General features: G+C 67.8%; 18 protein-coding genes. 4 read left to right on the plus strand and 14 right to left on the minus strand.

All coding sequences use genetic code 11. The features are described 5' to 3' along the window. Positions 1–17 precede the first annotated feature (17 nt). From BW971_RS18210 to BW971_RS18245, 8 genes are all read right to left on the minus strand, one after another. Positions 18–1,889: an alpha/beta hydrolase-fold protein gene (locus BW971_RS18210; RefSeq protein ID WP_076482612.1), complete on the minus strand. Its 1,872-nt coding sequence runs from the start codon at positions 1,887–1,889 to the stop codon at positions 18–20. A 246-nt stretch (positions 1,890–2,135) separates the two neighbouring features. Further along, on the minus strand, positions 2,136–3,086 hold the full coding sequence (locus BW971_RS18215; protein WP_234974477.1) for an alpha/beta hydrolase: 951 nt from the start codon (positions 3,084–3,086) through the stop codon (positions 2,136–2,138). A 267-nt stretch (positions 3,087–3,353) separates the two neighbouring features. Next, positions 3,354–5,330 (minus strand): arabinofuranosyltransferase AftB family protein, encoded by a 1,977-nt coding sequence (gene zomB, locus BW971_RS18220; protein ID WP_076482505.1) that lies wholly within the window; start codon positions 5,328–5,330, stop codon positions 3,354–3,356. Next, entirely contained in the window at positions 5,317–6,246 is a 930-nt protein-coding gene (locus BW971_RS18225; RefSeq protein ID WP_076482613.1) for a decaprenyl-phosphate phosphoribosyltransferase, read from the minus strand. Before BW971_RS18225 ends, zomB begins: the two co-directional genes overlap by 14 nt. A 69-nt stretch (positions 6,247–6,315) precedes the next feature. Then, a complete protein-coding gene (locus BW971_RS18230; protein ID WP_076482506.1) occupies positions 6,316–6,903 on the minus strand; it encodes a phosphatase PAP2 family protein in 588 nt (195 codons plus the stop codon). Further along, complete coding sequence (locus BW971_RS18235) at positions 6,869–8,806, minus strand: glycosyltransferase (RefSeq protein ID WP_076482507.1); 1,938 nt, start codon at positions 8,804–8,806, stop codon at positions 6,869–6,871. Before BW971_RS18235 ends, BW971_RS18230 begins: the two co-directional genes overlap by 35 nt. Further along, complete coding sequence (glf, locus tag BW971_RS18240) at positions 8,803–10,035, minus strand: UDP-galactopyranose mutase (RefSeq protein ID WP_234974478.1); 1,233 nt, start codon at positions 10,033–10,035, stop codon at positions 8,803–8,805. Before glf ends, BW971_RS18235 begins: the two co-directional genes overlap by 4 nt. Positions 10,036–10,106: 71 nt before the next feature. Beyond that, complete coding sequence (locus BW971_RS18245) at positions 10,107–11,774, minus strand: SpoIID/LytB domain-containing protein (protein WP_083710320.1); 1,668 nt, start codon at positions 11,772–11,774, stop codon at positions 10,107–10,109. 224 nt (positions 11,775–11,998) lie between these two features. Here BW971_RS18245 and BW971_RS18250 point away from each other — a divergent pair, with 224 nt between their 5' ends. After that, positions 11,999–14,305 carry an N-acetylmuramoyl-L-alanine amidase gene (locus BW971_RS18250; RefSeq protein WP_076482510.1) on the plus strand — a complete coding sequence of 769 codons (2,307 nt, stop codon included), beginning with the start codon at positions 11,999–12,001 and terminating at the stop codon, positions 14,303–14,305. A 134-nt stretch (positions 14,306–14,439) separates the two neighbouring features. On the opposite strand, the gene BW971_RS18255 is transcribed toward BW971_RS18250, so the two are convergent. The 5 genes from BW971_RS18255 to BW971_RS18275 all read right to left on the minus strand — a co-directional run bounded on the left by BW971_RS18255 (position 14,440) and on the right by BW971_RS18275 (position 18,201). After that, the gene (locus BW971_RS18255) at positions 14,440–15,285 is read right to left on the minus strand and encodes an HAD family hydrolase (protein WP_076482511.1); all 846 of its coding nucleotides are present in this window, start codon (positions 15,283–15,285) and stop codon (positions 14,440–14,442) included. Next, positions 15,275–16,045, minus strand: coding sequence for a lysophospholipid acyltransferase family protein (locus tag BW971_RS18260; RefSeq protein ID WP_076482512.1), 771 nt, complete (start codon positions 16,043–16,045; stop codon positions 15,275–15,277). The genes BW971_RS18255 and BW971_RS18260 overlap by 11 nt, the downstream gene beginning before the upstream one ends. 225 nt (positions 16,046–16,270) lie before the next feature. Continuing rightward, positions 16,271–16,918, minus strand: coding sequence for a vitamin K epoxide reductase family protein (locus BW971_RS18265; protein ID WP_083710324.1), 648 nt, complete (start codon positions 16,916–16,918; stop codon positions 16,271–16,273). Then, positions 16,915–17,667, minus strand: a complete 753-nt coding sequence (locus BW971_RS18270) for a DsbA family protein (RefSeq protein ID WP_076482513.1) — start codon at positions 17,665–17,667, stop codon at positions 16,915–16,917. The genes BW971_RS18265 and BW971_RS18270 overlap by 4 nt, the downstream gene beginning before the upstream one ends. 144 nt (positions 17,668–17,811) lie before the next feature. Further along, positions 17,812–18,201 (minus strand): YybH family protein, encoded by a 390-nt coding sequence (locus tag BW971_RS18275; RefSeq protein ID WP_076482514.1) that lies wholly within the window; start codon positions 18,199–18,201, stop codon positions 17,812–17,814. 108 nt (positions 18,202–18,309) lie between these two features. On the opposite strand from BW971_RS18275, the gene BW971_RS18280 reads away from it, so the two are divergent. Continuing rightward, complete coding sequence (locus BW971_RS18280; RefSeq protein WP_076482515.1) at positions 18,310–19,194, plus strand: LysR family transcriptional regulator; 885 nt, start codon at positions 18,310–18,312, stop codon at positions 19,192–19,194. Here the strand turns inward: BW971_RS18280 and BW971_RS18285 are convergent, their stop codons facing one another. After that, complete coding sequence (locus BW971_RS18285; RefSeq protein ID WP_076482516.1) at positions 19,195–19,950, minus strand: lysophospholipid acyltransferase family protein; 756 nt, start codon at positions 19,948–19,950, stop codon at positions 19,195–19,197. Positions 19,951–20,039: 89 nt separating this feature from the next. Here BW971_RS18285 and BW971_RS18290 point away from each other — a divergent pair, with 89 nt between their 5' ends. Both BW971_RS18290 and BW971_RS18295 read left to right on the plus strand, forming a co-directional pair. Then, entirely contained in the window at positions 20,040–21,620 is a 1,581-nt protein-coding gene (locus tag BW971_RS18290; protein WP_076482517.1) for an MBL fold metallo-hydrolase, read from the plus strand. Between the two features lie 65 nt (positions 21,621–21,685). After that, complete coding sequence (locus BW971_RS18295) at positions 21,686–22,390, plus strand: O-methyltransferase (RefSeq protein ID WP_076482615.1); 705 nt, start codon at positions 21,686–21,688, stop codon at positions 22,388–22,390. Positions 22,391–22,409: the final 19 nt, after the last annotated feature.

A 22,409-nucleotide genomic window follows, 5' to 3' on the forward strand; every position in this document is an offset into this window, starting at 1 on the left:
CGAACCGCGCGGGTCGGTCAGTGGACCGTCACCGTGCCGTTGATGTCGTCGATCACCCCGTGCTCGAACGGAACACGCGAACCACCGGGCACGTCGGTCTGGTCACCGATGGGATACCCGAGCTTGCCGTTCTCGTACCCGGCCTTGCCCCAGGCGTCCAGGATGTCGCCGTTGGCGATCGCCGCGGCACCGTGGGCGGGGGTCCAGTAGATGTTGCCACCGTCGAAACGGTTGAACCGGCCACCGTCGCGCAGGGCGAGCTCACTGGTCTTCGGGAATCCCAACCAGCTGCCCTCGTACCCGAGCTGGCCGTACTTGTCCTGGATGCGACCCTGTACGGAATTGGCGCCGTTGGCCTGGTTCCAGTAGTAGGCACCGATCTGGAAGGCCTGTACCCGACCCTTGCCGTTGGGCGTGGTGATCTCGTCACCGGCCGGGTAACCGAGCGGTCCGCGCTCGTAGCCGGCCTTACCCCAAGCGGCGGAGATGGCGCCGACCACCGGGTGGGCACCCGTCTTGGCGGTCCAGTACACGTTGCCGTTCTCGAACCGGTTGAAACGGCCGATCCGGTCGGGGGTGCCGAGTTCGTCGCTGGTGGGGAATCCGAGGTAGCCGCCGGGTCCGCCCGCGGCCACGTAGGCACCACCGATCGCGCCGCCGACGACCTTCGCACCGGTCTTGGCCGACCAGATGACCCGGCCGTTGCGGAAGTCCTGGGCACGTCCGCCGGGTACGCCGTACTCCGGCGTCAGGCAGGCGCCGAGTTCGGCGTGCGCCTTGGCGACCGGGGCGATGGCCCCCGCGGTGCTGCAGGCCGGGTTGTCGGCGACCAGGCCCAGGGCGCCTGCGGCCTGCGGCCACGCCTGGGTCATCTCGAACTGCCAGTACGGCCAGGTGTGGGTGCCCGACGGTCGGTACAGCGCCTGCGCGGGTATGCCGAGCTGATTGAGCTTGGTGGCCATCTGCTGGCTGGTCACCCGGGCCAGCACCTCGAGACCGACGCCCGCGTAGTTGGTGGCCAGGTACGGCAGCTTGGACGGGGTGTCGTACTTGCCGGGCAGTCCGTTGCCGGACGAGATGTACAGGCTGGTGCCCTTGAGCTTGTCGGCCAGCAGATAGGGGTCGTGGGCCTTCCAGGCCGGGTCGGTGGGCGGGCCGAACATCTTGCTGGAGTCGTAGCCGCCGGCGTCACGCACCGCGAACTGGATGGCCTGCGGCATGCCGATCGTGGACAGCTGCAGGATGCCGGAGTAGGAGGCGGCGAACTTGTAGAAGCCGGGGTTGCGCGCGGCCAGCATCATCGCCGCACTGCCGCCCATGGACAGTCCCTGCACGCCGCGGACCTGGGTGGAGCGCCAGTCGTTCTCCAGCACCGACGGGAGCTCCTTGGTCAGGAACGTCTCCCACTTGTAGGTCTTGCCGTTGTCGGGGCTCTGCCAGTCGGTGTAGAAGCTCGATTCGCCGCCGATCGGCATGACCACGTTGACGTTCTTGTCCTTGTAGAAGTCCTCGATGTTGGTGTTGAGGATCCAGCCGCTCTGGTCGTCCTGCGCGCGCAGGCCGTCGAGGGTCAGCAGCTGCGGGAACTTGGCCGTCGGCTGGGCGTTCCAGTCGCGCGCCAACAGGATCTGCACCTGGATCGGGGTGCCCATCGCCGGTGAGTAGACCCACAGCGCGACGCGGCGGTCGGAGTACCAGAAGGTGTTGGTCACCTTCACCCCGGCGACCGCGGGTGGCGTCGGTGCACCGGGTGCCGGCTTGGGTGCCGGTTTGGGCTTGGCCGGCGCCGGTTTGGTCGTGGTGGGTGCGGCGCCTGCCACCGCCGGGACGACCACTCCCGCGGTCATCGACCCGGCCACCACCAGTCCGGTGGCGACCGCGGTCGCCATCAGCCCCGTCCTGACACGTGTCAGCACCCGCATCGCCACCAACTCCCGTTTCAACAACCCGAACTCCCTGGTCACCGGCGGTGCCGAAATGGCAACGCGCCCGACATGCACGAACACTGCAGTGGTGTTCTTACACGTCGGGCGCGCCGAAATGCCCGTGCCACGCTGTGACGCGTGTGAATTCAGTTGAATTTGTTGCTTGTGTGACTCACCGTGTCGGGTGGCTCACACGACGGGCGACCCGCCTCAGCGGAACCAACCGGTGTTGGCCGCGCGGACCACCATGTCGTTCCAGTAACCCCAGGTGTGGGTGCCGGTGATCGGGAAGTCACTGGTGATGTTGACCCGATTGACCGCCGCCTGCACCTGGAAGGAACGGGACTGGGCCAGCGCCAGCGTCTCCAGCGGCGATCCCTTGATGTTGTTCAGCAGGCTGTCGACGCTGTTCACGCCGTTGTACTTACCCCACAGGCCGGTGCCCGCGGCCACCCGCACCTTCTTGTTGTGCATCTTGTTGATCTGCACGAAGGGGTCGTTCTCCAGCCAGCGCGGGCTGGTCGGCGGGCCCCACATCGAATCGGAGTTCAGCGGGCCCACACCGGCCTCGATACCCGCGTCCAGCAGCGAGATGCGAATGGCCTCGCGCATACCGGGAGCCGACAGGTTGAGGTATCCCGACATGGAGAACAGATGCGTGTAGGCCGAGTTGTTGGCACCGGTGACCATGGCGGCGTTGCCACCCATGGAGATACCCGCGATGGCGTAGCCGGACTTGCGCAGCCCGCGGGCGTCCATCCAGTTGATCAGCGACGAGTTGAGGAAGGTCCCCCAGCGGTAGCGGTACCCCGGGTAGCCGCTGAAGTTGTTGACGGCGTCCCAGTCGCTGAAGAAGCTACCGAGACCGCCGATGGGCTCGACGACGTTGATGCCCTTGCTGTTGAGGTAGTTCGGCAGGCCGGGCAGGTTGTGCTCCCACCCGCTGACGTCCGAGGTCGCACGCAGACCGTCGAGCAGCACCACCGTGCGGTAGGCGTTGGGGGTGGTCCAGGTACGGACCTTGACCGCGGGCATGCCGGGCGTGCCGACGTAGGAGGTGACCCCGCCCGCGGCGCTGGCGGTGCCGCCGCCGATCCCCACGGCCAGGCCGGTCGCAGCGGCCACGGTCACCAGGAGGGCGACGAGCCGCCGTCCGAACACTCTTGATCTCAACGCAACTCTCTCTCTGACTTCCGACCCACTCGGACCGTGTACGCGCCACGTCAACCACACGTGACTCGCACACCACTTCAAACCCAACGATGCGCCGATCCGGAGCCTATGTAACGCACTCATCGGAGACAAACGTTGTGACCACATCCCCACCTCGACCGAGATGCGGGCGTGACACAGGAATGTCGATTCGACTCGCCCCGACGTTACATATTCGAGACCTGCCGCACAAAGCGACGCTTCGCGGACACGTGATCAACGGGTGGGCAGAGCACCGGAGCCGGTCGGATCCGGCAGCTTGCAACGCTGCAACTCGTAGTACGGCACGTCGTCGATGCGGTAGTTGGTGAAGGTCATCGCCTGCACCAGGTTGCGCCGGAACCGCGACAGATTCATCGGCGCCGCGTAGGAGGCCACCAGGTCACGGGTGTCCTTGCACTCGAGCGCGGTCCGGGCCTGCGCCACCCAGTCCTCGCTCAGCCGTCGGGGCAGGAACGGGTGGCGGTCGCGCGCGGTGGTCGCGGCGACCACCCACTCCTGCGGCAGCGCCTTGTCGTGTCCGATGCGGCCGTCCTCGAGACGTTCGGTGTGCGCCGCGAGCGGGAAGGCCAACCCCACCTGGTCGATGACGCGGGTGTCCAACGGGGCGTTCATGCTCGTCATGCCCAGGTTGAGGAAATACACGGTCATCTGCTTGGCCACCCCGGGCGGCGGCGGCGATGGCAGCGGGTCGTAGTACCACTCGTCGTAGTTGGCCGACGGCAGCAGCACTCCGCCGACGTCGCGGTGCTCGTCGATGAGCTCCACCATCGGCCGGACGCGCGGATAGTTCAGGTAGTCCTCGGCGGTGATCGGGTGGGTCACCCCGAGGTTGTGGATGTAGAAGCGGCGTTCGTCGACGATGCCGCTGCGGCCGATGTCGGTGCCGTTGGTCATCCCGGGCGACTGGGCGGTGAGCAGGGCCCAGACCGCGGTGGTGACGAACAGCGCCAGCATCGCCGCCGCGCCGGCCAGCTGCGGGGCGGAACGTTCACGTCGGATCGCGGGGACGACCACCGGAACCACCATCACCGGCAACAGCAGCAGGTAGAGCGGCACCAGCAGCACGCGGGCGTGCATGAAGTCGCCGCCCTGCCGCAGCCAGTACGCCCCCTCGATCAGTCCGCAGACGACCATCGCCACCGCGACCACCCCGGGTCGTTGCAGACCGTCGCGGAACCGGGCGACCCGCGACCGGTCCGGATCGGGCGCGGTGTCCGCCGCTCGGTCACGACGCTGTCGGCGCAGGACCCAGGTGAGCAGGCCGGCGACCAGCGCCACGATCACCGGCAGCAGCAGGAGGTACGGGCCGAACAGGTTGGTCAGGTACTTGAGGCCCTGCCCCCACTTGCTACCGCTGGCGTCCTTGGCGACCGCCGTGTTGGGCACCAGCAGCCCGTAGTACCCCATGCGGAAGATCTGGTAGGCGACCGGAACGACGGCGGCCACCAGCACGAACCCGACCCGGGTCCTCCACCCCATCGGAGCCAGGAAGACCAGGACCAGCACCACCGCACCGACCACGGTCAGCTCGGGACGGATCAACGGTGACAGTCCGGCGGTGAATCCCAGGGCGAGGGTGGCGGCGATGGTGCCCCTGCCGAACTCCCCCGGCGTTCGACGACTCCACCCGACGAACTGCACCCACAACACCGACACCCAGAAGATGCACAGCGAGACCTCGAGTCCGCTCGTCGCGAAGTCGCGGGCCGGCGGCAGGGCGATGTAGACGAGCGCGCCGACCGGCAGCACCAGGGTGGCCCCGCGCAGCCCGACGCCGCGGCCGAGCATCCGCAGCGTGCCGTACATCGCGATGGGTAGTGCGGTCACCGAGAGGGTGAGCGCGATCCACAGCACGACGAACTCGAGGCGGCCGTCGGTGACCCAGGACCAGAACCAGACCAGGTAGGTCCACACGGTGGAGGTGTTGGACTCGACGCGCTCGCCCTTGTTGAACACCGGGCCGTTGCCCGCCAACAGGTTGCGCACCGTGCGCAGCACGATGAGGCCGTCGTCGGCGATCCAGCGCCGCTGCCAGGCACCGGTGGCGAAGAGAGCGGCGACCACGATGGCGCTGATCGTGAAGCTGAGCCGGGCCGTGGCTCCGACCGCGCGGCCGGGGGAACGATCCGACGCGTCCTGGGTCGTCCCTCTCGGCGACTCCTCAGAAAAGGTCTCCTCAGTGGACGACATAGACCGCGGCACCCACGCATACTAGCCAGGCGACCGCGAGCAGCTGCAGGATGCGGTCACCCAGCGCGATCTCCTCGGGTTCACCGCCCTGACCACTGTCGACGTCGACGGCGTAGCGCAGGATGGCGATCGAGAACGGCACCATGGAGATCGCGTACGCGACGTTCTCCTCGTGGCCGGAGTTCTTGTCGAAGGCCCACAACCCGTAGAACACGACCACCGTGGTCGCGGCCAGAGTCCAGACGAATCGCAGATAGCTCGCGGTGTAGTACTGCAGCGCCTTGCGGATCTTGGCGCCGGTGCGCTCGGCGAGCTGCAGCTCGGCGTAGCGCTTACCCGCGGCCATGAACAGCGACCCGAACGCCATCACCAGCAGGAACCACTGCGACAACCCCTTGGGCAGTTCCGCGGCGACGCCACCGGCGATGGCCCGCAGCAGGAAGCCGGAGCTGACGATGCAGATGTCGATGACCGGCTCGTTCTTCAGACCGAAGCAGTAACCGAGCTGGATCACGAAGTACACGGCGATGACCACCGCGAGCTGCCAGTTGGCCACGAAGGACACGGCGATCGCGGCGACGGCGAACACCGCGGCGAGCGCGAAGGCGACCGTGCGGGGCACCACCCCCGCGGCGATCGGCCGGAATCGTTTGACCGGATGGTTCCGATCGGATTCGACGTCGATGGCGTCGTTGATGAGGTAGACCGACGACGCGATCAGGCAGAACGCGACGAAGGCGATGGCGGCCCGACCGATGACGTCGGCGTCGTCGATGGCACCCGCGGCGAGCGGTGCGGCCAGCACCAGGACGTTCTTCACCCACTGACGAGGACGCAGCGCCTTGACCAGTCCGGTGGCGAAGTTCTTCGGCGGTGCGAGGACCTTGCCCTCGGGCTCCGACGGCTCTTCACTCATGCTCGCCTGCTCCAGTCGCTTGTCGTGGGGCCCACTCGCGCGGTGCACCTGTGTCATCTAGAGAACCTTTCACCACAGTCGCGTGGGGTTCACCACAGCCGCGGCACGCCGGAACAGTGTGTCATCCGCCGCCACCGCAACGGCGCTCGCCGCACCGAGGGCGACGCCGGCGGCCACGTCACCCGGGTAGTGCACACCAAGGACCAACCGGGAGATCACCATCGGCGGCACCAACGCGGCGGGCAGCAGGAGGGGCGGCAACCCGGCGGCCCGACCGATCAGGATGGCCGCGGCGGTGGTGGACGTGGCGTGACTCGACGGGAACGACAACCGGCTCGGCGTGGACACCCCGATGCGGATCCTCGGGTCGGACGGTCGTCGGCGGCGGACGATGCGCTTGACGATGACCGACGCGGCATGGGCGCCGAAGGCACCGGCACCGGCCTGCAGCCAACGAACCTGGGCGTCGGCGTCGTCGCGGGCCACCGCGACCGCCCACCCGATGCCGCTGGCGGCCATCCATCCCAGCGCGTGCTCACCGAAGTGCGACAGCCCACGCGCCGTGGGCACCACACCCGGACGGTCGGTCAGCGCGTCCTGCACCGACACCAGCAGTTCGGTCTCAGATACCGAAGACACGTTCCCAACTCTCTGCACTGGTCAGCTCCGTCGCGGCGGCGCGATAGTCGTCGCGCAACCGCGGGAAACGTTCCCGGACCTGACGGTTCAACGCGTACGACTCGCGCAGCAGGGCTGCGGCCTTGTCGCGGTCGCGCTGACGGAAGACCACCCCGCGCCCGTCGGCGGTGGTCACGGTGACGCCGTCGACCCGTCCGAGACTGAACCAGCGGGCCTCGATCGGCGGGTAGTTGGCCTGCGGCACCTCGTGGTGACGAGGGTCCGCCGGACGCAGGTTGTTCACCACGGCCGAACCCAGGGCGCGGATCTTGCTCAACGGGTTCTTCGGCGCGTTGACACCCAGGTGGGTGGCCTCGCCGCTGGTCTTGGGCAGCGACGTCGCCGACGGCAGCACCACCGCGTCGGGGTACTGCTTGCGCATCTCGGCGACCTTCGGCAGCGCGGTGGGGAGCAGGTCGCGAATGTGGTCCGGGCCGCCGAGGAAGTCGCGGATGGCCTCGTTCTGGATGGCGACGGTGGAGTACTCCAGGCACAGGATGTGCTTGAGCGTCGCCTTGATCATCGACCGCAGGATCCCGTCGACGGGGCCGTCGGAGTGCAGCGCGGCGACCACCAGCCGGTTGCGCAGGTGGAAGTAGGCCTGCCAGTCGATGGCGTCGTCCTTGTCACTCCAGGCCATGTGCCAGATCGCGATCCCCGGCACGGTCACCGTGGGGTAACCGGCCTTGTCGGCGCGCAGCGCGAACTCCCAGTCGTCCCACTTGATGAACAGCGGCATCGGGAGGCCGATCTGTTCGGCGCAGGCCCGCGGGATCATGCACATCCACCAACCGTTGCCGTCGACGTCGATGCGACGGTGCAAGTTTTTCGAATTCTCCCGGTCGCGCAGTGGATATTCGGCGAAGTCGTGGTCGTAGTGGACGAACGGTGCCGCGGTCCACATGAACGTGTGCCGGTCGATGACCTCACCCATGCAGTGCAGATGGCTGCGATCCTGCAGGTTGAGCATCTGGCCGCCGACCAGCATCGGGGTCTCCGCGAACCGGGACATGGCCAGAGCCCGCAGGATCGAGTCGGGTTCGATGACGATGTCGTCGTCCATGAAGAGGATGTAGGGGCTGTCGGTCTGACGCAGCGCCTCGTACATGATGCGCGAATAGCCGCCGGAGCCACCGAGATTGCCCTGGGTGAACATGTGCAAGCGGTCGCCCAGTGCGGCCGCGGCCTCGGTGAAACCGGGTTCGTCGACCACCCGCTTGGTGCCCTGGTCGGGCATCATCACCGCGTCGATGGCAGCGTCGACCAACGGGTCCGACGCGAGTGCGGTCAACGCGTTCACCGCATCGGTGGGTCGGTTGAACGTGGGGATGCCGACGGTGACCCGCTGCCGCCCGGGGCCCCCGGGCGCGTCGATCGGGGCATGCCAGGCCGCGCCGAGCACCTCCACCTCGGTGTCGGTGGTAATGTCGAACCAGATCCAGCCGCCGTCCTCGAAGGGTCCGAGGTCGAGCTCGAATTCGATCGCCCCGGTACCGGTGGCCTCGTCGAGCGCGACGAGGTCGCCGCCGATCGCGATTCTGGACCCGTCGCTCTTGGAGCGGTAGACGTCCACCCGGCAGAGGCCGCGTACCTCCACCCGCAGCACCACCGAGTCCAGTACCGTCCACCGACGCCAGTACGAGGCGGCGAAGGCGTTGAAGTAGGTCTCGAAGCTGACCTCGGACTCCGCGCCGAGGGTCACCGACGTGCGGCTCGGGGCATGGGCCCGACGGCTGTTGCTCTCGGACTCGACCAGGTACAACGAGCGCACGTCGAGCGGCTCACCGGGTCGGGGGAAGATGACCCGCTGCAGCAACGCCCGCGCCCGCGACGGCTGTTCGACGTCGGCGACGTCCTGGATCCCGGTCGCGGTGACGCTCATCTGCTCTCCCCCACCGACAACGCGGTCCCGTCACTCAGATGGGGGGCCAGGGTGTTCTCGAACATGGTCAGCGCGCTGGCGATGGCCATGTGCATGTCGAGGTACTGGTAGGTGCCCAACCGTCCGCCGAACACCACGGCGCGCTCGGCGGTCTCCCGCTTGGCCAGCTCGCGGTAGCGGTTCAGCTTGGTGCGGTCGTCGGGGGTGTTGATCGGGTAGTACGGCTCGTCGCCCGACTCGGCGAAGCGGCTGAACTCCCGCATGATGACGGTCTTGTCCGTCGGGTATTCACGCTCCGGGTGGAAGTGCCGGAACTCGTGGATGCGGGTGTACGGGGCGTCGGCGTCGTTGTAGTTCATCACCGGTGTGCCCTGGAAGTCGCCGGTGGGCAGCACCTCGGTCTCGAAGTCGAGCGTGCGCCAGCCCAGTTCACCCTCGACGTAGTCGAAGTAGCGGTCCAGCGGACCGGTGTAGACCACCGGGGCGTCGGGACTGGCGGCGCGCAGGTCGTCGCGGACGTCGAACCAGTCGGTGTTCAACCGCACCTCGATGCGCTCGTCGGCGGCCATGTTCTCCAGCCAGGCGGTGTACCCGTCGACCGGCAATCCCTCGTAGGCGTCGTTGAAGTAGCGGTTGTCGAATGTGTAACGCACCGGCAGCCGAGTGATGTTGCCTGCGGGCAACTCCTTGGGGTCGGTCTGCCACTGCTTGGCCGTGTAGTCGCGAAAGAATGCCTCATAGAGCGGCCGGCCGATCAGGCTGATCGCCTTCTCCTCGAAGTTCTCCGCATCCTTGGTATCGATCTCCGCGGCCTGTTCGGCGATCAACTCCCGCGCCTGCTCCGGGGTGAAGTACCGGCCGAAGAACTGCGACACCAGCCCCAGCCCCATCGGCAGTGGGTAGGCCTGCCCCTCGTGCAGTCCGAAGACCCGATGCTGGTAGTCGGTGAAGTCGGTGAACTGGTTGACGTAGTCCCAGACCTTGGTGTTGGAGGTGTGGAACAGGTGCGCACCGTACTTGTGGATCTCGATGCCGGTCTGCGGTTCCGGTTCGGAGTAGGCGTTGCCGCCGATGTGGTGGCGCCGATCCACCACGAGCACCCGCTTGCCCAGTTGGGTGGCCGCGCGCTCGGCGACGGTGAGACCGAAGAAGCCGGACCCCACGATGAAGAGGTCGAACTGCTGGGCGTTCTCGGGTCGGTCGGTCACGGGTCCGGTATCGCTTGCCACGGGGGTTCAGGGTAACCGACACCCGGGCCGGAACCTGCCAGCCGCCCGGCGCGGCAGCGGCTCCGACGCATCTATCGGGGAGCGGTTTTCGTGGCGGCGGGCCGTCTTGCGGTGGCGGGCGGCTTCGTACCGGCGGCCGGCTTCGCGGCGGCCGGCGTCTTCGCCGGTGCGGACGCCCCGGTGGCCAGCCCGGAGAGCAGATCGGTCAACGGGAAGCCGACGACCTTTTCGGCACCCTTGGCCACGAAGTCGGTCAGCGCAGACCCGACCAGCGCGTGGGCACCCGTCTGCGGGGTGAAGTAGATGTTGCCGTTCCGGAATTTCTGCATCGCTCCCGAGGTGCCTGCCAACGCCATCACCTGCGAGGTGGCAGGTCCCAGCACGCCGCCCGCACTCCCCAGGTCTCCGAACTTGCCCGCGATGGCCGAGGTGGCCAGGTCGAGCAGATCCTGCAGGCCGGGCAACACCCCGGTGCCGTCGGGCAGCTGCAGAAAGTCCGGCAGGCCGGTCGATCCCGGTGCACCGGTGCCCACCCCGGCGGGAGGGGCGACGATCGTCGGTTTGGGCTGTCCCTGCACGGTGAACCACGACGACTTGAGCTGCAGTTTCACCCGCACGTCCTCACCGGTCGCATCCACCGAGCCACCGGTTCCGGTGATCCGGACCTTGGTCGCGCGACCGTTCTCCGCGCCGAGGCCGTTGGCCTCGATCACCCGCACGTCCGTGGCCGTGCCGACACCGAACGCCGACCCGACGCTGCCCGGACTGACCGTCGCGGTCCAGTCGTGGTCGGGTGCGCCCACATCACCTTCGTCGGGGACGGCCGGGAAGTCCACGCCTGCGCTGTACCCGCCGGTGGACGCCGAGAACTCGGTGAACGCCGGTTGACCGTCGCGTCCGTTGAGTACCTGCCCGGCGGTGGCGTCGGCCGCGGTGTTGGTCCGCGGATCCTCCCCGGACACCCCGCCGTAAACCTGGCTGCTCTGGGTGTCGTCGATGGGTTTGCCCAGTCGCTGCGACGCGAGGGCGTAACTGCGCGCCGCGACGGCTTGAGCCTTGAGCGCTTCGGCGCCTCCCTGATCCGCCCACGCCGGCAGACTCTCGCGGGGGATCACACCGCGGACGTAGTCGTCGACGTTCACCTTGTTGATCACATGCCCGTTCTGGAAGCCGATCGACCCGCGGTATGCGGCGTTGGAGCCGCAGAACTTCAGCTGTTCGGTGGCCGGGCGACCGGTTCCGGGGGTGATCGGGGAGACCACCGGATCGGCCAGCGCCACGCTGTCGACCGCCGGTCCGCCACAACCGGCGGTGATGGTGGCGGTGGCCCCGGACAGACTGATCGCCTGTCCGGGGGCCACCGTCCGATCACCGACCTTCATTCCGGCGTCCGCGTGCACATTCACCGAGCTCTGATCCGTGAGGATCACCGTGACCTCGGCGTTGTCCACCTTCCCCGCGGTGGTGCCGCCGTAGAAATGACTCAAGATCTGAGTCGATGTCCATCCCTTCTTCGCGTAGCCGAAGGCCCCCCATTGGCCCATCCCGCGGCCGTGACCGTGGCCATGACCGATGAGGGTGATCTCCGAACCCGCGGTCAGATTCACGCCGGAGTGGTCCGTGCCGCGGTGGTCGACCCCGAATCGATCGACCCCTGCCACCGCGCCGACCAGCAGCGCAGGGGCCAACCCGAGCGCAACCCAGCTCGCTCTACGTCGGTCGGTGGCACGTCTTGCCATCGGCAGAAGGTTCCTAACGTGAGACACATGCAGCGTGTGACAGAACTGCAGTGTGTGACAGATGAGACTCCTGGGACAGTAGTGGCGATAGTTAAGTCACAACAACCTCAAGCGATAACAACAACATCACGAGTTACACGCCACGCCGAGACCGGTCGTGGACTTGGCCGCTGCGCGCAGAAACGATGACCCGGTTCACGTGCCGTCGTCGTAGGGAGTGTGCCGTGCGTTATCGCCGACCCAGACAGTCCGTGGTCCTCGCGGCTGTCGCGGCTGTGGCGGTCGCCAGCCCGCTCGTCGTTCTCGCCGGTGGGGCCGCACCCACCAACACGGTGGAGGACCGCGCGCAGCCGGCCCGGGCGACGACGACGATCGACGAGGTCAGCCTGGATCAGGTGCCGTCGCTGGTGCTCAACCTGGTGACCTCCGGATTGTCCCGCGCGGGGGTGACCCTGCCGCCGATCGATGCATCGAAGGTGACGTTGCCGGATCTGCCGGTGGACCTGCCGCCGGGGCTGGCATCGTTGCTGCCCGCGCCGTCGGCCGCGGCCACGACGTCGCGCCTGTCGACACCGGCCCCGACGTCACCCGCGTCCTCCACACCGTCCGCCTCGTCCACACCGGCCGACGCTCCCGCCGGGGCGGTGGTCAAGGAGATCAAACGCGACACCCCCTTCTCGATGGTCGGGCTGACGTGGGACGGGTTGTCGGACACCACGCCCTACATCCGGGCCAAGAAGCCCAACGGTGACTGGGGTCCCTGGTACGCCGCCGACCCGGAGGATGCCGGCGTACGGAAGTCCCCGACGGACCCGCTGCGCCAGGGATCCGAGCCGATCTGGGTGGGCGACACCACCTGGGTACAGGTGGCCGTCACCAGGAAGGGCGTCGCGGTGCCGGGTGAACCGGGTACCGCACCGAGTCCGTCGGTCGGCGCGACCACGACGTCGGAGGTGCCGCGTTCCGGTGCGTCGCGTTCGGCGGTGCCACGACGCTCGTCACCGACGACGACCGCCCCCCAGCGGGGTTCGACGACCAGGCCCTCGGCTGCCGGGGTCGCACCCAGCCGGACGCCGTCGTCACCCCAACCCAACGTGCTGCCCACCAGCACCGTCGCATCCGGGCAGGTGGTACCCCGGGCATTCACCGAGAAGCTGCAACCCCCGGCGCCGTCCACATCGGGCGCCGCGGCGCCGCAGAGCTCGACACCCCAGACATCGACGCCCGGCTCGGGCGGTTCGGACCTGCGGGACACGTTGCAGCAGACCATCTCCACGCTGAAGGCCGCACTGATCAGCACCGGGAAGTCCGGGGATCTGTCGGGTACCGGCGGCACGTCGTCGGGGGGACGGGCCGCTGTTCCGGGTGCGATGCCGACGGTGATCAGCCGCGCCCAGTGGGGTGCCGACGAGTCGGAGCGGTGTTCGCAACCCACCTACGACGACACACTCAAGGGTGCGGTGGTGCACCACACCGCGGGCAACAACGACTACACCGCCGAGCAGTCGGCCGACATCGTGCGCAGCATCTACGCGTACCACGCGCAGACACTGGGCTGGTGCGACATCGGCTACAACGCCCTGGTCGACAAGTTCGGCCAGATCTTCGAAGGCGCCTACGGCGGTCTCGACAAGAACGTGGAGGGCACGCATACCGGAGGGTTCAACAAGAACACCGTCGGCGTCGCGATGCTCGGCGACCTCAACGACGTCGCACCCACCACGGCGATGATCAACTCGGTGGGCAACTTCCTGGGCTGGCGGTTGCGACAGGCGGGACTGGACCCCGGTGGGCAAGCCCAGTTGACGTCCGAGGGTTTCGAGTCGTCGCGATACTCGGCGGGCCAGGTCAGCGCGCTGCCGGTGATCAGTGGACATCGCGACTACGACGACACCGAGTGCCCCGGCAACCTGGGATATGCGGCACTGCCACAGATCCGTTCGGTCGCCGAGACCGGGACTCAGGTCAGCGCACCGAGCACCGATACGTCGACGTCGAGCAGTCCCGTCCCCGGCACGGGTGCGCCGGTCACGAGTGCAACCGGGACCACGCAGTCCACGGACAGTGCCATCGGTCGGCTCGGTGCGCTGGCGGCGAACGCCTTGGCTCCCGATGTCTTGTCACAAGCGGACACCGGGGCCATCGCCCAGAAGTGGCGTTCGGTCGGCGGCGCCACCGGGCTGCTCGGGAAGCCCACCAGCGCGGAGCTGACCACCACCGACGGTAAGGCCAAGTTCGCCGACTTCGCGAACGGGCAGGTGGTCTGGTCCCCGGAGACGGGTGCACAGATCCTGCAGGGGGCCATCAAGACCGCGTGGTCGGCGCTGGGTGGTTCGGGTAGCCCGCTGGGTCTGCCCACGGGTACCGAGATCACCGGCAACGACAACATCAGCCAGGTCTTCCAGTTCGGCACCCTGGTCTTCAACACCGTCACCGGGGGTGTGATGAAGGTGATCAAGACCTACCAGGACACCTACGCCCAGCACCAGGGCGGCAGCGCGGCCGTCCCCAGCGCGGCGCCCGCCGGCTGACAGGGCCGAGCGGCCCGCCGGCTGACCCGTCGAGCGGGCCCTTGTTCACGTCGAGCGGGCCGTCGTTCGCCTCTTCCGACGCCGATCGGCCCACTCGACTCCGGTTTCGGCCCGCTCGACGGGGTGGTCGGGGGTCAACCGAACCAGCGCCAGAGGACGCGGCCCACACCGTCGTTGTTGTTGCCCGTGGTGATCTCGTCGGCGGCCGCGCGTGCCAACGGGTGCGCATTGGCCATCGCGACCCCGCGCCCGGCCCAGCGCAACATGTCCACGTCGTTGGGCATGTCACCGAATGCGATCACCGAGTCCGCGGGCAGCACGGCCACCTCGGCCAGCAGCGACAACCCGGTGGCTTTGCTGACCCCCGGCGGGGCCAGCTCGATGAGTCCGTTGTCGGTGGAGTAGGTGATCTCGGCCGATCGGGCGAAACCGTTGATCGTCAACGCTTCCCGCATCGCAAAGGTCATGTCGCCGCTACGCATCCCGGGACAGCGGATCAGCAACTTCACTGCAGGCGCGCTGACCAGATCGGCGTTGCTCACCTCGAGGTGGTCCGGGTTGAGCCAGGCGTGCTGATAGCCGGCCACCGCGACGAACGGCGGGGTGGCGGTGTCGTGCGCCGACGCCCCGACCCGCTCCGCCGCGAGCCCACATCCGGGCAACACATGGGACGCCAGTTCGGCCAACTGGGCGAGCACGTCGACCTCGAGGGTGGTCGACGTGAGCACCCGATCGGCCGAGATGTCGTACAGGATCGCGCCGTTCGCGCACACCGCATACGGTGACGTGTCCAGTTGATCAGCGACCTCGGCCAACCAGCGGGGCGGTCGACCGGTGGCCAGCACCAGCGGCACCCCGACCTCACCGGCCCGCCGGATCGCCGTCGCCGTCAGTCGCTGAACCCGATTGTCGTCGTCGATCAGCGTGCCGTCGACGTCGGACGCGATGAGTGTGGGAGGACCGAAAGCGTTACGCCGCATCGTCGCCCGACGTCTCGCGTCCGGCGCGTGCCGCAGCCCGACGTGCCTGTTCCTCGGTGTCGAGCCGGTCGGCCTCGGCCAGGGTGGGGGCACCCCCACCCATCGACGCGGGCACCCAGAACTCGCGCGCGGGGTGCGGTCCGTAGCCGGCCTGCACCGTCGACAACAGGTCCTGCATGGCCGTGCGCAACCGGTCGGTCCCGGTCTGGACATCGCCGTCGACGGTCAGCGCAGGCCCGAATCGCACATGCACCGGCAGCCCGGTGCGACCCATCGCCCGCTCGTGACCCTTGGTCCACTGCCGGTGTGCACCCCAGACGATGCACGGGACGATGGGCACGTTCGCATCATGAGCCATCCGCACCGCGCCGGTCTTGAACGCCTTCAGCTCGAAACTGCGCGAGATCGTCGCCTCCGGATACACCGCGACCACCTCCCCGTCGCGCAGGGTCTGCACGGCCTGCCGGTAGGCATCGGCGCCGGCGAGGCGGTCCACCGGCACGGTCTTGGTGTGTTTGATGAGGAATCGCATGATGCCGTACTTCATCGTCTCGGCTTTGATCATGTACCGGACGCGACGACCGGCCCGGTAGACGCCGATCGCCGCGGGCAGGAAGTCGACGTAGCTGGTGTGATTGATCGCGAGCACCACCCCACCCGTTCTCGGCAGATTGTCCTCGTCGTCGATCCGCAGATCGAGACCCTGAGCCCTGACCAGTCCGTGAGCGATGATCTCCAGGGTCCGGAATACCGGTTCCATGGGACCCAGCCTATCCGGCCGGACACGCGCGGCACGCCCCGATCCACGGGCATGGCAGGGGTATCCACTCGACGGTCGGCGCGTCTCTCTGATTGACCGAGCGAGATTTCCCGCAGGTGTGATCACTTCCCGCTGAAGCATCACCAGCACATCCCCGAAACTGCGGGAGGTCGGATTTCCCGCAGTTTTCGTGGCATGACCACGGGCCCCACGGCGACCGCGCACTCAGAGCAAGGTCGACCAATAACTCCAGAAGCGTTCGGCGATGAGCAGGATCAGTACGACGTACCAGATGATCAGCACCGGCCAGAGCCATCCGGCGGCGTCGACCAGACCGCGCCGCCCCGACAGCGCGGCCCAGCGTCGGGCAGCCACCACCAGCAGCGCCGGGGTGATCGCCCACACCACCATGCAGTACGGGCACAGCGCATTGATCCGGTAGAGGCTCTCGATGATCAGGTAGTGGATGAAGACCATCCCGACGAGCAATCCGACGGTGAGACCGCCCCAGTACCACCGTGGCAGCGGGACACGCGCCACGGCCAGCACCCCGGTCACCACCACCACCGAGAACGCCCCGATGCCGAGGATCGGGTTGGGGAAGCCGAAGAACGCCGCTTGCGCGGTCTTCATCACCGACCCGCAGGACAGCACGGGGTTGAGGCTGCAGCTGGGGGTGTACCCCGGGTCGGTGAACAGTTTGAACCGCTCGATGGTCAGCGTGAGCGCGGCGATCAGGCCGAGGATGCCGCCGAGCAGCACCGCAGCACCGGTCACCCGACCGGCGCCCGGGCTCGGTGTCACGGAGGTCTCGTCCGCCCGATCGTGGGACCGCGGCTCGACCGCGCGGTCGGTCACCGCCTCGTCTGTCATCCCTCTGCCGCGGCGTTCACCGCCGCCACCAGCGCGTCGGGGGTGCTGAGCGTCAACGTCTTGCCGTTCAACTCGACCTGCGGTGTGCCCTGGAGGCCGTTCTCGGACACCTGTTTCGTCTGTGCGGTCACCCAGTCGTTGTAGACGCCCTTGTCCACACAGCTGCTCACCGACGCCGGGGCGCCGACGGAGGTCGCGATCTCGGTGAGCTGCTGGTCGGCGAGTCCGGCCGACCCCTCCTCGGGCTGCTGTGCGTAGAGAGCCTGGTGATACTTCAGCCAGGTGGCGAAGTCGCCACCTGCCGCGGTGGCCTGCGCGACGCACGCCGACGCGTTGGCCGCGCGGGTGGAGTACCCGGTCGACGACATCCGATCCAGGATGGCGATCGGGTGATAGTCGATCGCCACGTTCGGGTTGCTGCGCAGCTGCTCCAGCGCGCTACCGAACAACGTCTCGAACTGCTTGCAGACCGGACACTGGAAGTCCTCGTCGAGGGTGAGGACCGCCTTGGCGTTGGCCTTGGGTCCGCTCACCCGGAAGGCCCCGGTGTCGGTGACGACGGTCGGGCTGGTCGACGCATTCGACGCCGACGAGGAGTCGTCGGAGTTCTTGGACACGATGACCACCACCGCGACGATGACGGCCACGATGATCACCACCGCCGTCGCGGCGATCCGGATGATCATGCTGCGGCGCTTCTCCGCCGCACGCGGATCGACGACAGGCTTGCGTTGCCTGCTACCGGTCATCTGCTGTCCTCCCGCACTGCTGCATCTCCTCGTCGTGACGGCATCATCACCGACCGCCCGGCGGTCGCGCGGTCATCACCAGTGAACCACCGTCACCTGAGGCGATTCCCAGAGACGGTGGTCACGACGGGCGACGCGGGGAGTTCAGGTCCGGTCGGGGGTCTGGAATTCGGGCTGGTCGATGATCCGGACCCAGCTGCCGTCGGGACGCTGCACGACCACCTGGGCCCGCGCACCGGCACCGTCGCGGGGCGGGGTGGAGGTCAGCGCCAGGTCTCCGAAGCGCAGCGTCGGCAGCGGTTCCTCCGCGGTGAACGTGGGCCGGTTGGCCAGCACCGAGGCCCAGAGGTCGCGGATGGCAGCGCGGCCGACGGTGGTGCGTCCCGGCGGGAAGGCCATCACCGCGTCCTCGTGGTACAGCGACGCGACCGCGTCGGCATCGCCGTCGTTGGAGAACTGCACGAACAGCGCGGTGATGTCCTCGGGACGTCGTGCGGTGGGGTACTCGGTGGTGGGGCGATCGGTGTCGGTCATCGGAGGATCCTCTCGAGTCGTGATCGTTCGTGTGTGCGCTCTTGACTCTTCGCCGACCGCGCAGATAAGTCCAAGTGATGTTTCTGATCGCCGGTATCATCAACAGTTATGGAGCTTCGCCAGCTCGAGTACTTCGTCGCGGTGGCCACCGATCTGTCGTTCACCGCGGCGGCACAGCGCACCTACACCACGCAGCCGAACATCAGCGCGCAGATGCGCGCCCTGGAGCGCGAGTGGGGAACGCCCTTGTTCGACCGGGTGGGGCGCACCGTGACCCTGACCTCGGCGGGTCGGGCCGCGCTGCCGCACGCCCGGGCGGCATTGGACCAGGCGGGCGCGGCGGCACAGGCCGTGGCGGACGTCCAGCAGGTACTGCGGGGATCGCTGGCCGTCGGGATGGTCGACGGGTGCACGATCGGCGCCCTGTTCGCCGCCATGGGAGATTTCCGTCGGGCTCACCCCGGGGTGGATCTGTCGCTCAGCGAGGACGAGTCACCGCGGCTCGCCGACCGGGTACGTACCGGCGACCTCGACATCGCGTTGGTGGGCTCGGCCGCCCGACCACCGGCCGGACTCGCCGAGTTCACCGTGATCAGCGAACCGATCGTGGTGGTGGTGCCGCGAGGGCATCGGTTGGCCGCGGCCTCGGCGGCGACCGTCGACGACCTGCGCGACGAACCGATCGTCGCCCTCCCGGTGGGTGCAGGCATCCGAACGGTGTTCGACAGGGCGACCGGTGGGCTGCCGGTGGCGATGGCAGCGACGTCGCCGGCGGCAGTGGCCGAGTTGGTGATCGGCGGACTGGGCATCGGGGTGCTGAGCGCATCCATCGCCGCGGCCCACACCTCGACGCTGCGAGCGTTACCGCTGGTCGGCGCCGACGACCCGGCCCTGCTGAGCCTGGTCTGGCGAGCCGATCCGACCGCGGCGACCGCGGCCTTTGTCGACGTCGCGCGCCGCCGTTTCGGCCGGGCGACCGACCGACCGGCGTGACTACTCCTCGCGTGCGGCCCGACGCGTCGCCTTGGCCTCGGCCTCCTCGGCATCGAGGCGATTGGCCTCCTCGAGGGTCGGCGCACCGCCACCGAGCCGGGCGGGCACCCAGTACTCGCCCGCCGGATGCGGGCCGTAGGCGTCCTGCAGCTCCAGCAGCGTCTCGCTCATCACCTTGTGCAACTGCTCGGTGAGCTGGGCCGCGTCACCGGTGGGTTGCAGCGGTTCGGCCACGCCGATGTGGATGGGGGTGTTGGTGCGGCCCAGGCGCTTGGGATGGCCCTTGGTCCACACGCGCTGCGCACCCCAGATGACCGTGGGGACGATCGGTACCCCGGCCTCCAACGCCATTCGCGCCGCCCCCGACTTGAACGATTTGATCTCGAAGCTGCGACTGATGGTGGCCTCGGGGTAGACACCGACGAGCTCGCCGCGACGCAGGTAGTCGACGGCCGTGTGATAGCTCTCCGCACCCGCGGCTCGGTCGACGGGGATGTGCTTCAGCGACCGCATGATCGGCCCCGACACCTTGCTGTCGAAGACCTCCTTCTTGGCCATGAACCGCACCTTGCGGCGACCGTGCAGGAAGGCGGGCAATCCGGCGTAGGTGAAATCCAGGTAACCGGTGTGGTTCAGCGCCACCACGGCACCGCCGCGGCGCGGCACGTTCTCCGCCCCCGTCACCGTGAACTTCAACCCTTCGGCGGCCCACAACGAGCGGGCAACGGCGATAACGGTGTCGTAGACGGGTTCCATGGCGTGGAGCTTAGTCGGTGCGCGGTCGATATCCTTGTGGTCGGCGTCCCCGGCTGGGGACGACGCACGCTCGTGAAAGGCTTTTCCCAGTGCAGGTGACCAGCGTCGGACACGCCGGATTCCACATCCAGACCGCAGCCGGTTCGATCCTTTGCGACCCGTGGGTGAATCCGGCGTACTTCGCGTCGTGGGTGCCGTTCCCCGACAACAGTGAGCTGGACTGGCGCATGCTCGGTGACTGCGACTACCTGTACGTGTCGCATCTGCATCGGGATCACTTCGACGAGCGCAACCTGCGCGAGAACGTGAACAAGGACGCCACCGTCCTGCTGCCCGACTATCCGGTTCCGGATCTGCGTCGCGAACTCGAACGCCTCGGTTTCCACCGCTTCGTCGAGACCGAGGACTCGGTGAAGACCACGGTGACCAATGAGAAAGGTTCGTTGGACGTGATGATCATCGCGTTGCGGGCCCCGGCCGACGGACCCATCGGCGACAGCGGTCTCATCGTCGGCGACGGCGAGACCACCGCGTTCAACATGAACGACGCCCGTCCTGTCGACCTGGACGTCATCGGTGAGGCGTTCGGCCACATCGACATCCACCTGCTGCAGTACTCCGGAGCCATCTGGTACCCGATGGTCTACGACATCCCCAAACGGTCGAAGGCCAATTTCGCGGCGCAGAAGCGGCAGCGCGGGATGGACCGCGCCCGGTCGTACATCGAGCAGGTCGGCGCCACCTGGGTGGTCCCGTCGGCGGGTCCGCCGATGTTCCTCGATGCCGATCTGCGCTATCTCAACGACGTGGGCGACACCGACGATCAGGGCCGGGCCACCAGCATCTTCCCCGACCAGGCCACCTTCCTGGACCAGATGGTCACCCACGGGACCGACGACGGCACCAAGCACCGCGGGTTGATGATGGTTTCGGGCTCGTCGGTGGAGCTGCGCGGTTCGGAGCTGCTGGAGATCAACCACCCGTACCCGCCCGAGGAGGTGTTCGGCGAGAACAAGCCGGCCTACCTCGACCGGATGGCGGAGAAGTTCGCGCCGGTGATCGCCGCGCAGAAGGAGACCTGGGCGCCTGCCGAGGGCGAGCCGCTACTGGAGCCGCTACGCGAACTGTTCGAACCGATCATGCGGCAGAGCGACCTGATCTGCGACGGCATCGGCTACCCGGTGGGCCTGGTGATGGGTGAGCAGACCGTGGTGCTCGACTTCCCCAATCGCACCGTCCGCGAGCCGAAGGACGGTGAGGGCAAGTACCGCTACGGTTTCCGCATCGCCCCGGAGCTGGTGCGGACGGTCTTGCGCGACAACGAGCCCGACTGGGTGAACACGATCTTCCTGTCCACGCGGTTCACCACCTGGCGCATCGGTGGGTACAACGAGTACCTCTACACGTTCTTCAAGTGCCTGACCGATGAGCGCATCGCCTACGCCGACGGGTGGTTCTCCGAGGCGCACGACGACTCGGCGTCCATCGTCAAGGACGGTTGGGAGCTCCAGCGTCGGTGTCCGCACCTGAAGGCCGACCTGTCGAAGTTCGGGGTCATCGAGGGCGAGAAGCTGACCTGCAATCTGCACGGGTGGTCGTGGGATCTGCCGAGCGGGCGGTGTCTGACATCCAAGGGGCATGAACTCCGAGCGCACCGCGTGGAGTCGTGAGAATCCTGGGCTGACGCCCCCGGACGGCACTAGCCCACTTAGGCTCGCCTAAGTACCATGTGACCATGGAGAAGGTGGCGAAGCGACCTCTGGATCCGCGGGCACAGCGGGTCGTCGATCGGTTGCACAGCGCGAGCAAGCGGCAGTTGATCCGTTCGATTCCGTTGGTGATCGGGTCGACAGTGCGTAGTCGGGTACGGGAGGGGACCTGGGACACGACCGCGACGACGTCGGGCAAGGAGATGCTGGCCGACAAGATGGTCGCGCTCGCTCCGGCGAAGGCAGCGCTCATGTATCAGCTGTGTCGGGCCATCGACGCGAGACGGGTGGTCGAGGTCGGGACCTCGTTCGGGGTGTCGACGATCTACCTGGCGGCCGCTGTTCGCGACAATGCCGGTGAGGGCGGTGGCGGGTCGGTGGTCGGCACCGAACACGAATCCGCCAAGGTCGCCATCGCCCGCCGCAACCTCGACGAGGCGGGGGTCGGAGATGTCGTCGACATCCTCGACGGCGACCTGCGGGAGACGTTGCGCGATGTCAGCGGTCCGGTCGACCTCGTCCTCGTCGACATCTGGACTCCGATGGCACTGCCCGCGCTCTTGCTTCTCGAACCGGTGTTACGCCCCGGCGCACTCGTGCTGTGCGACAACGTGGTCGGCGCATTCTCCCAGTACCAGGACTATCTCGGTCACGTCCGCGACCCCGACGGGCCGTTCCAGTCGATCACCCTGCCCGGTCAGGGTGGGCTGGAGATCTCACGTAAACGGTGACGTGGACCCTTCCGTGAGG

Origin of the sequence: Williamsia sterculiae (genome assembly GCF_900156495.1) — a bacterium.
In the GTDB taxonomy this organism is placed as follows: Bacteria; Actinomycetota; Actinomycetes; order Mycobacteriales; family Mycobacteriaceae; genus Williamsia_B; species Williamsia_B sterculiae.

Bases quoted from the DNA above. Each gene is read 5' to 3' on its own strand.
- BW971_RS18255 (WP_076482511.1), bottom strand. From the start codon at position 15,285: ATGCGGCGTAACGCTTTCGGTCCTCCCACACTCATCGCGTCCGACGTC.
- BW971_RS18280 (WP_076482515.1), top strand. From the start codon at position 18,310: ATGGAGCTTCGCCAGCTCGAGTACTTCGTCGCGGTGGCCACCGATCTG.
- BW971_RS18210 (WP_076482612.1), bottom strand. From the start codon at position 1,889: ATGGCGACCGCGGTCGCCACCGGACTGGTGGTGGCCGGGTCGATGACC.
- BW971_RS18225 (WP_076482613.1), bottom strand. From the start codon at position 6,246: ATGAGTGAAGAGCCGTCGGAGCCCGAGGGCAAGGTCCTCGCACCGCCG.
- BW971_RS18270 (WP_076482513.1), bottom strand. From the start codon at position 17,667: ATGACCGGTAGCAGGCAACGCAAGCCTGTCGTCGATCCGCGTGCGGCG.
- BW971_RS18275 (WP_076482514.1), bottom strand. From the start codon at position 18,201: ATGACCGACACCGATCGCCCCACCACCGAGTACCCCACCGCACGACGT.
- BW971_RS18285 (WP_076482516.1), bottom strand. From the start codon at position 19,950: ATGGAACCCGTCTACGACACCGTTATCGCCGTTGCCCGCTCGTTGTGG.
- BW971_RS18245 (WP_083710320.1), bottom strand. From the start codon at position 11,774: ATGGCAAGACGTGCCACCGACCGACGTAGAGCGAGCTGGGTTGCGCTC.
- BW971_RS18295 (WP_076482615.1), top strand. From the start codon at position 21,686: ATGGAGAAGGTGGCGAAGCGACCTCTGGATCCGCGGGCACAGCGGGTC.
- zomB (WP_076482505.1), bottom strand. From the start codon at position 5,330: ATGTCGTCCACTGAGGAGACCTTTTCTGAGGAGTCGCCGAGAGGGACG.
- BW971_RS18235 (WP_076482507.1), bottom strand. From the start codon at position 8,806: ATGAGCGTCACCGCGACCGGGATCCAGGACGTCGCCGACGTCGAACAG.
- BW971_RS18265 (WP_083710324.1), bottom strand. From the start codon at position 16,918: ATGACAGACGAGGCGGTGACCGACCGCGCGGTCGAGCCGCGGTCCCAC.
- BW971_RS18260 (WP_076482512.1), bottom strand. From the start codon at position 16,045: ATGGAACCGGTATTCCGGACCCTGGAGATCATCGCTCACGGACTGGTC.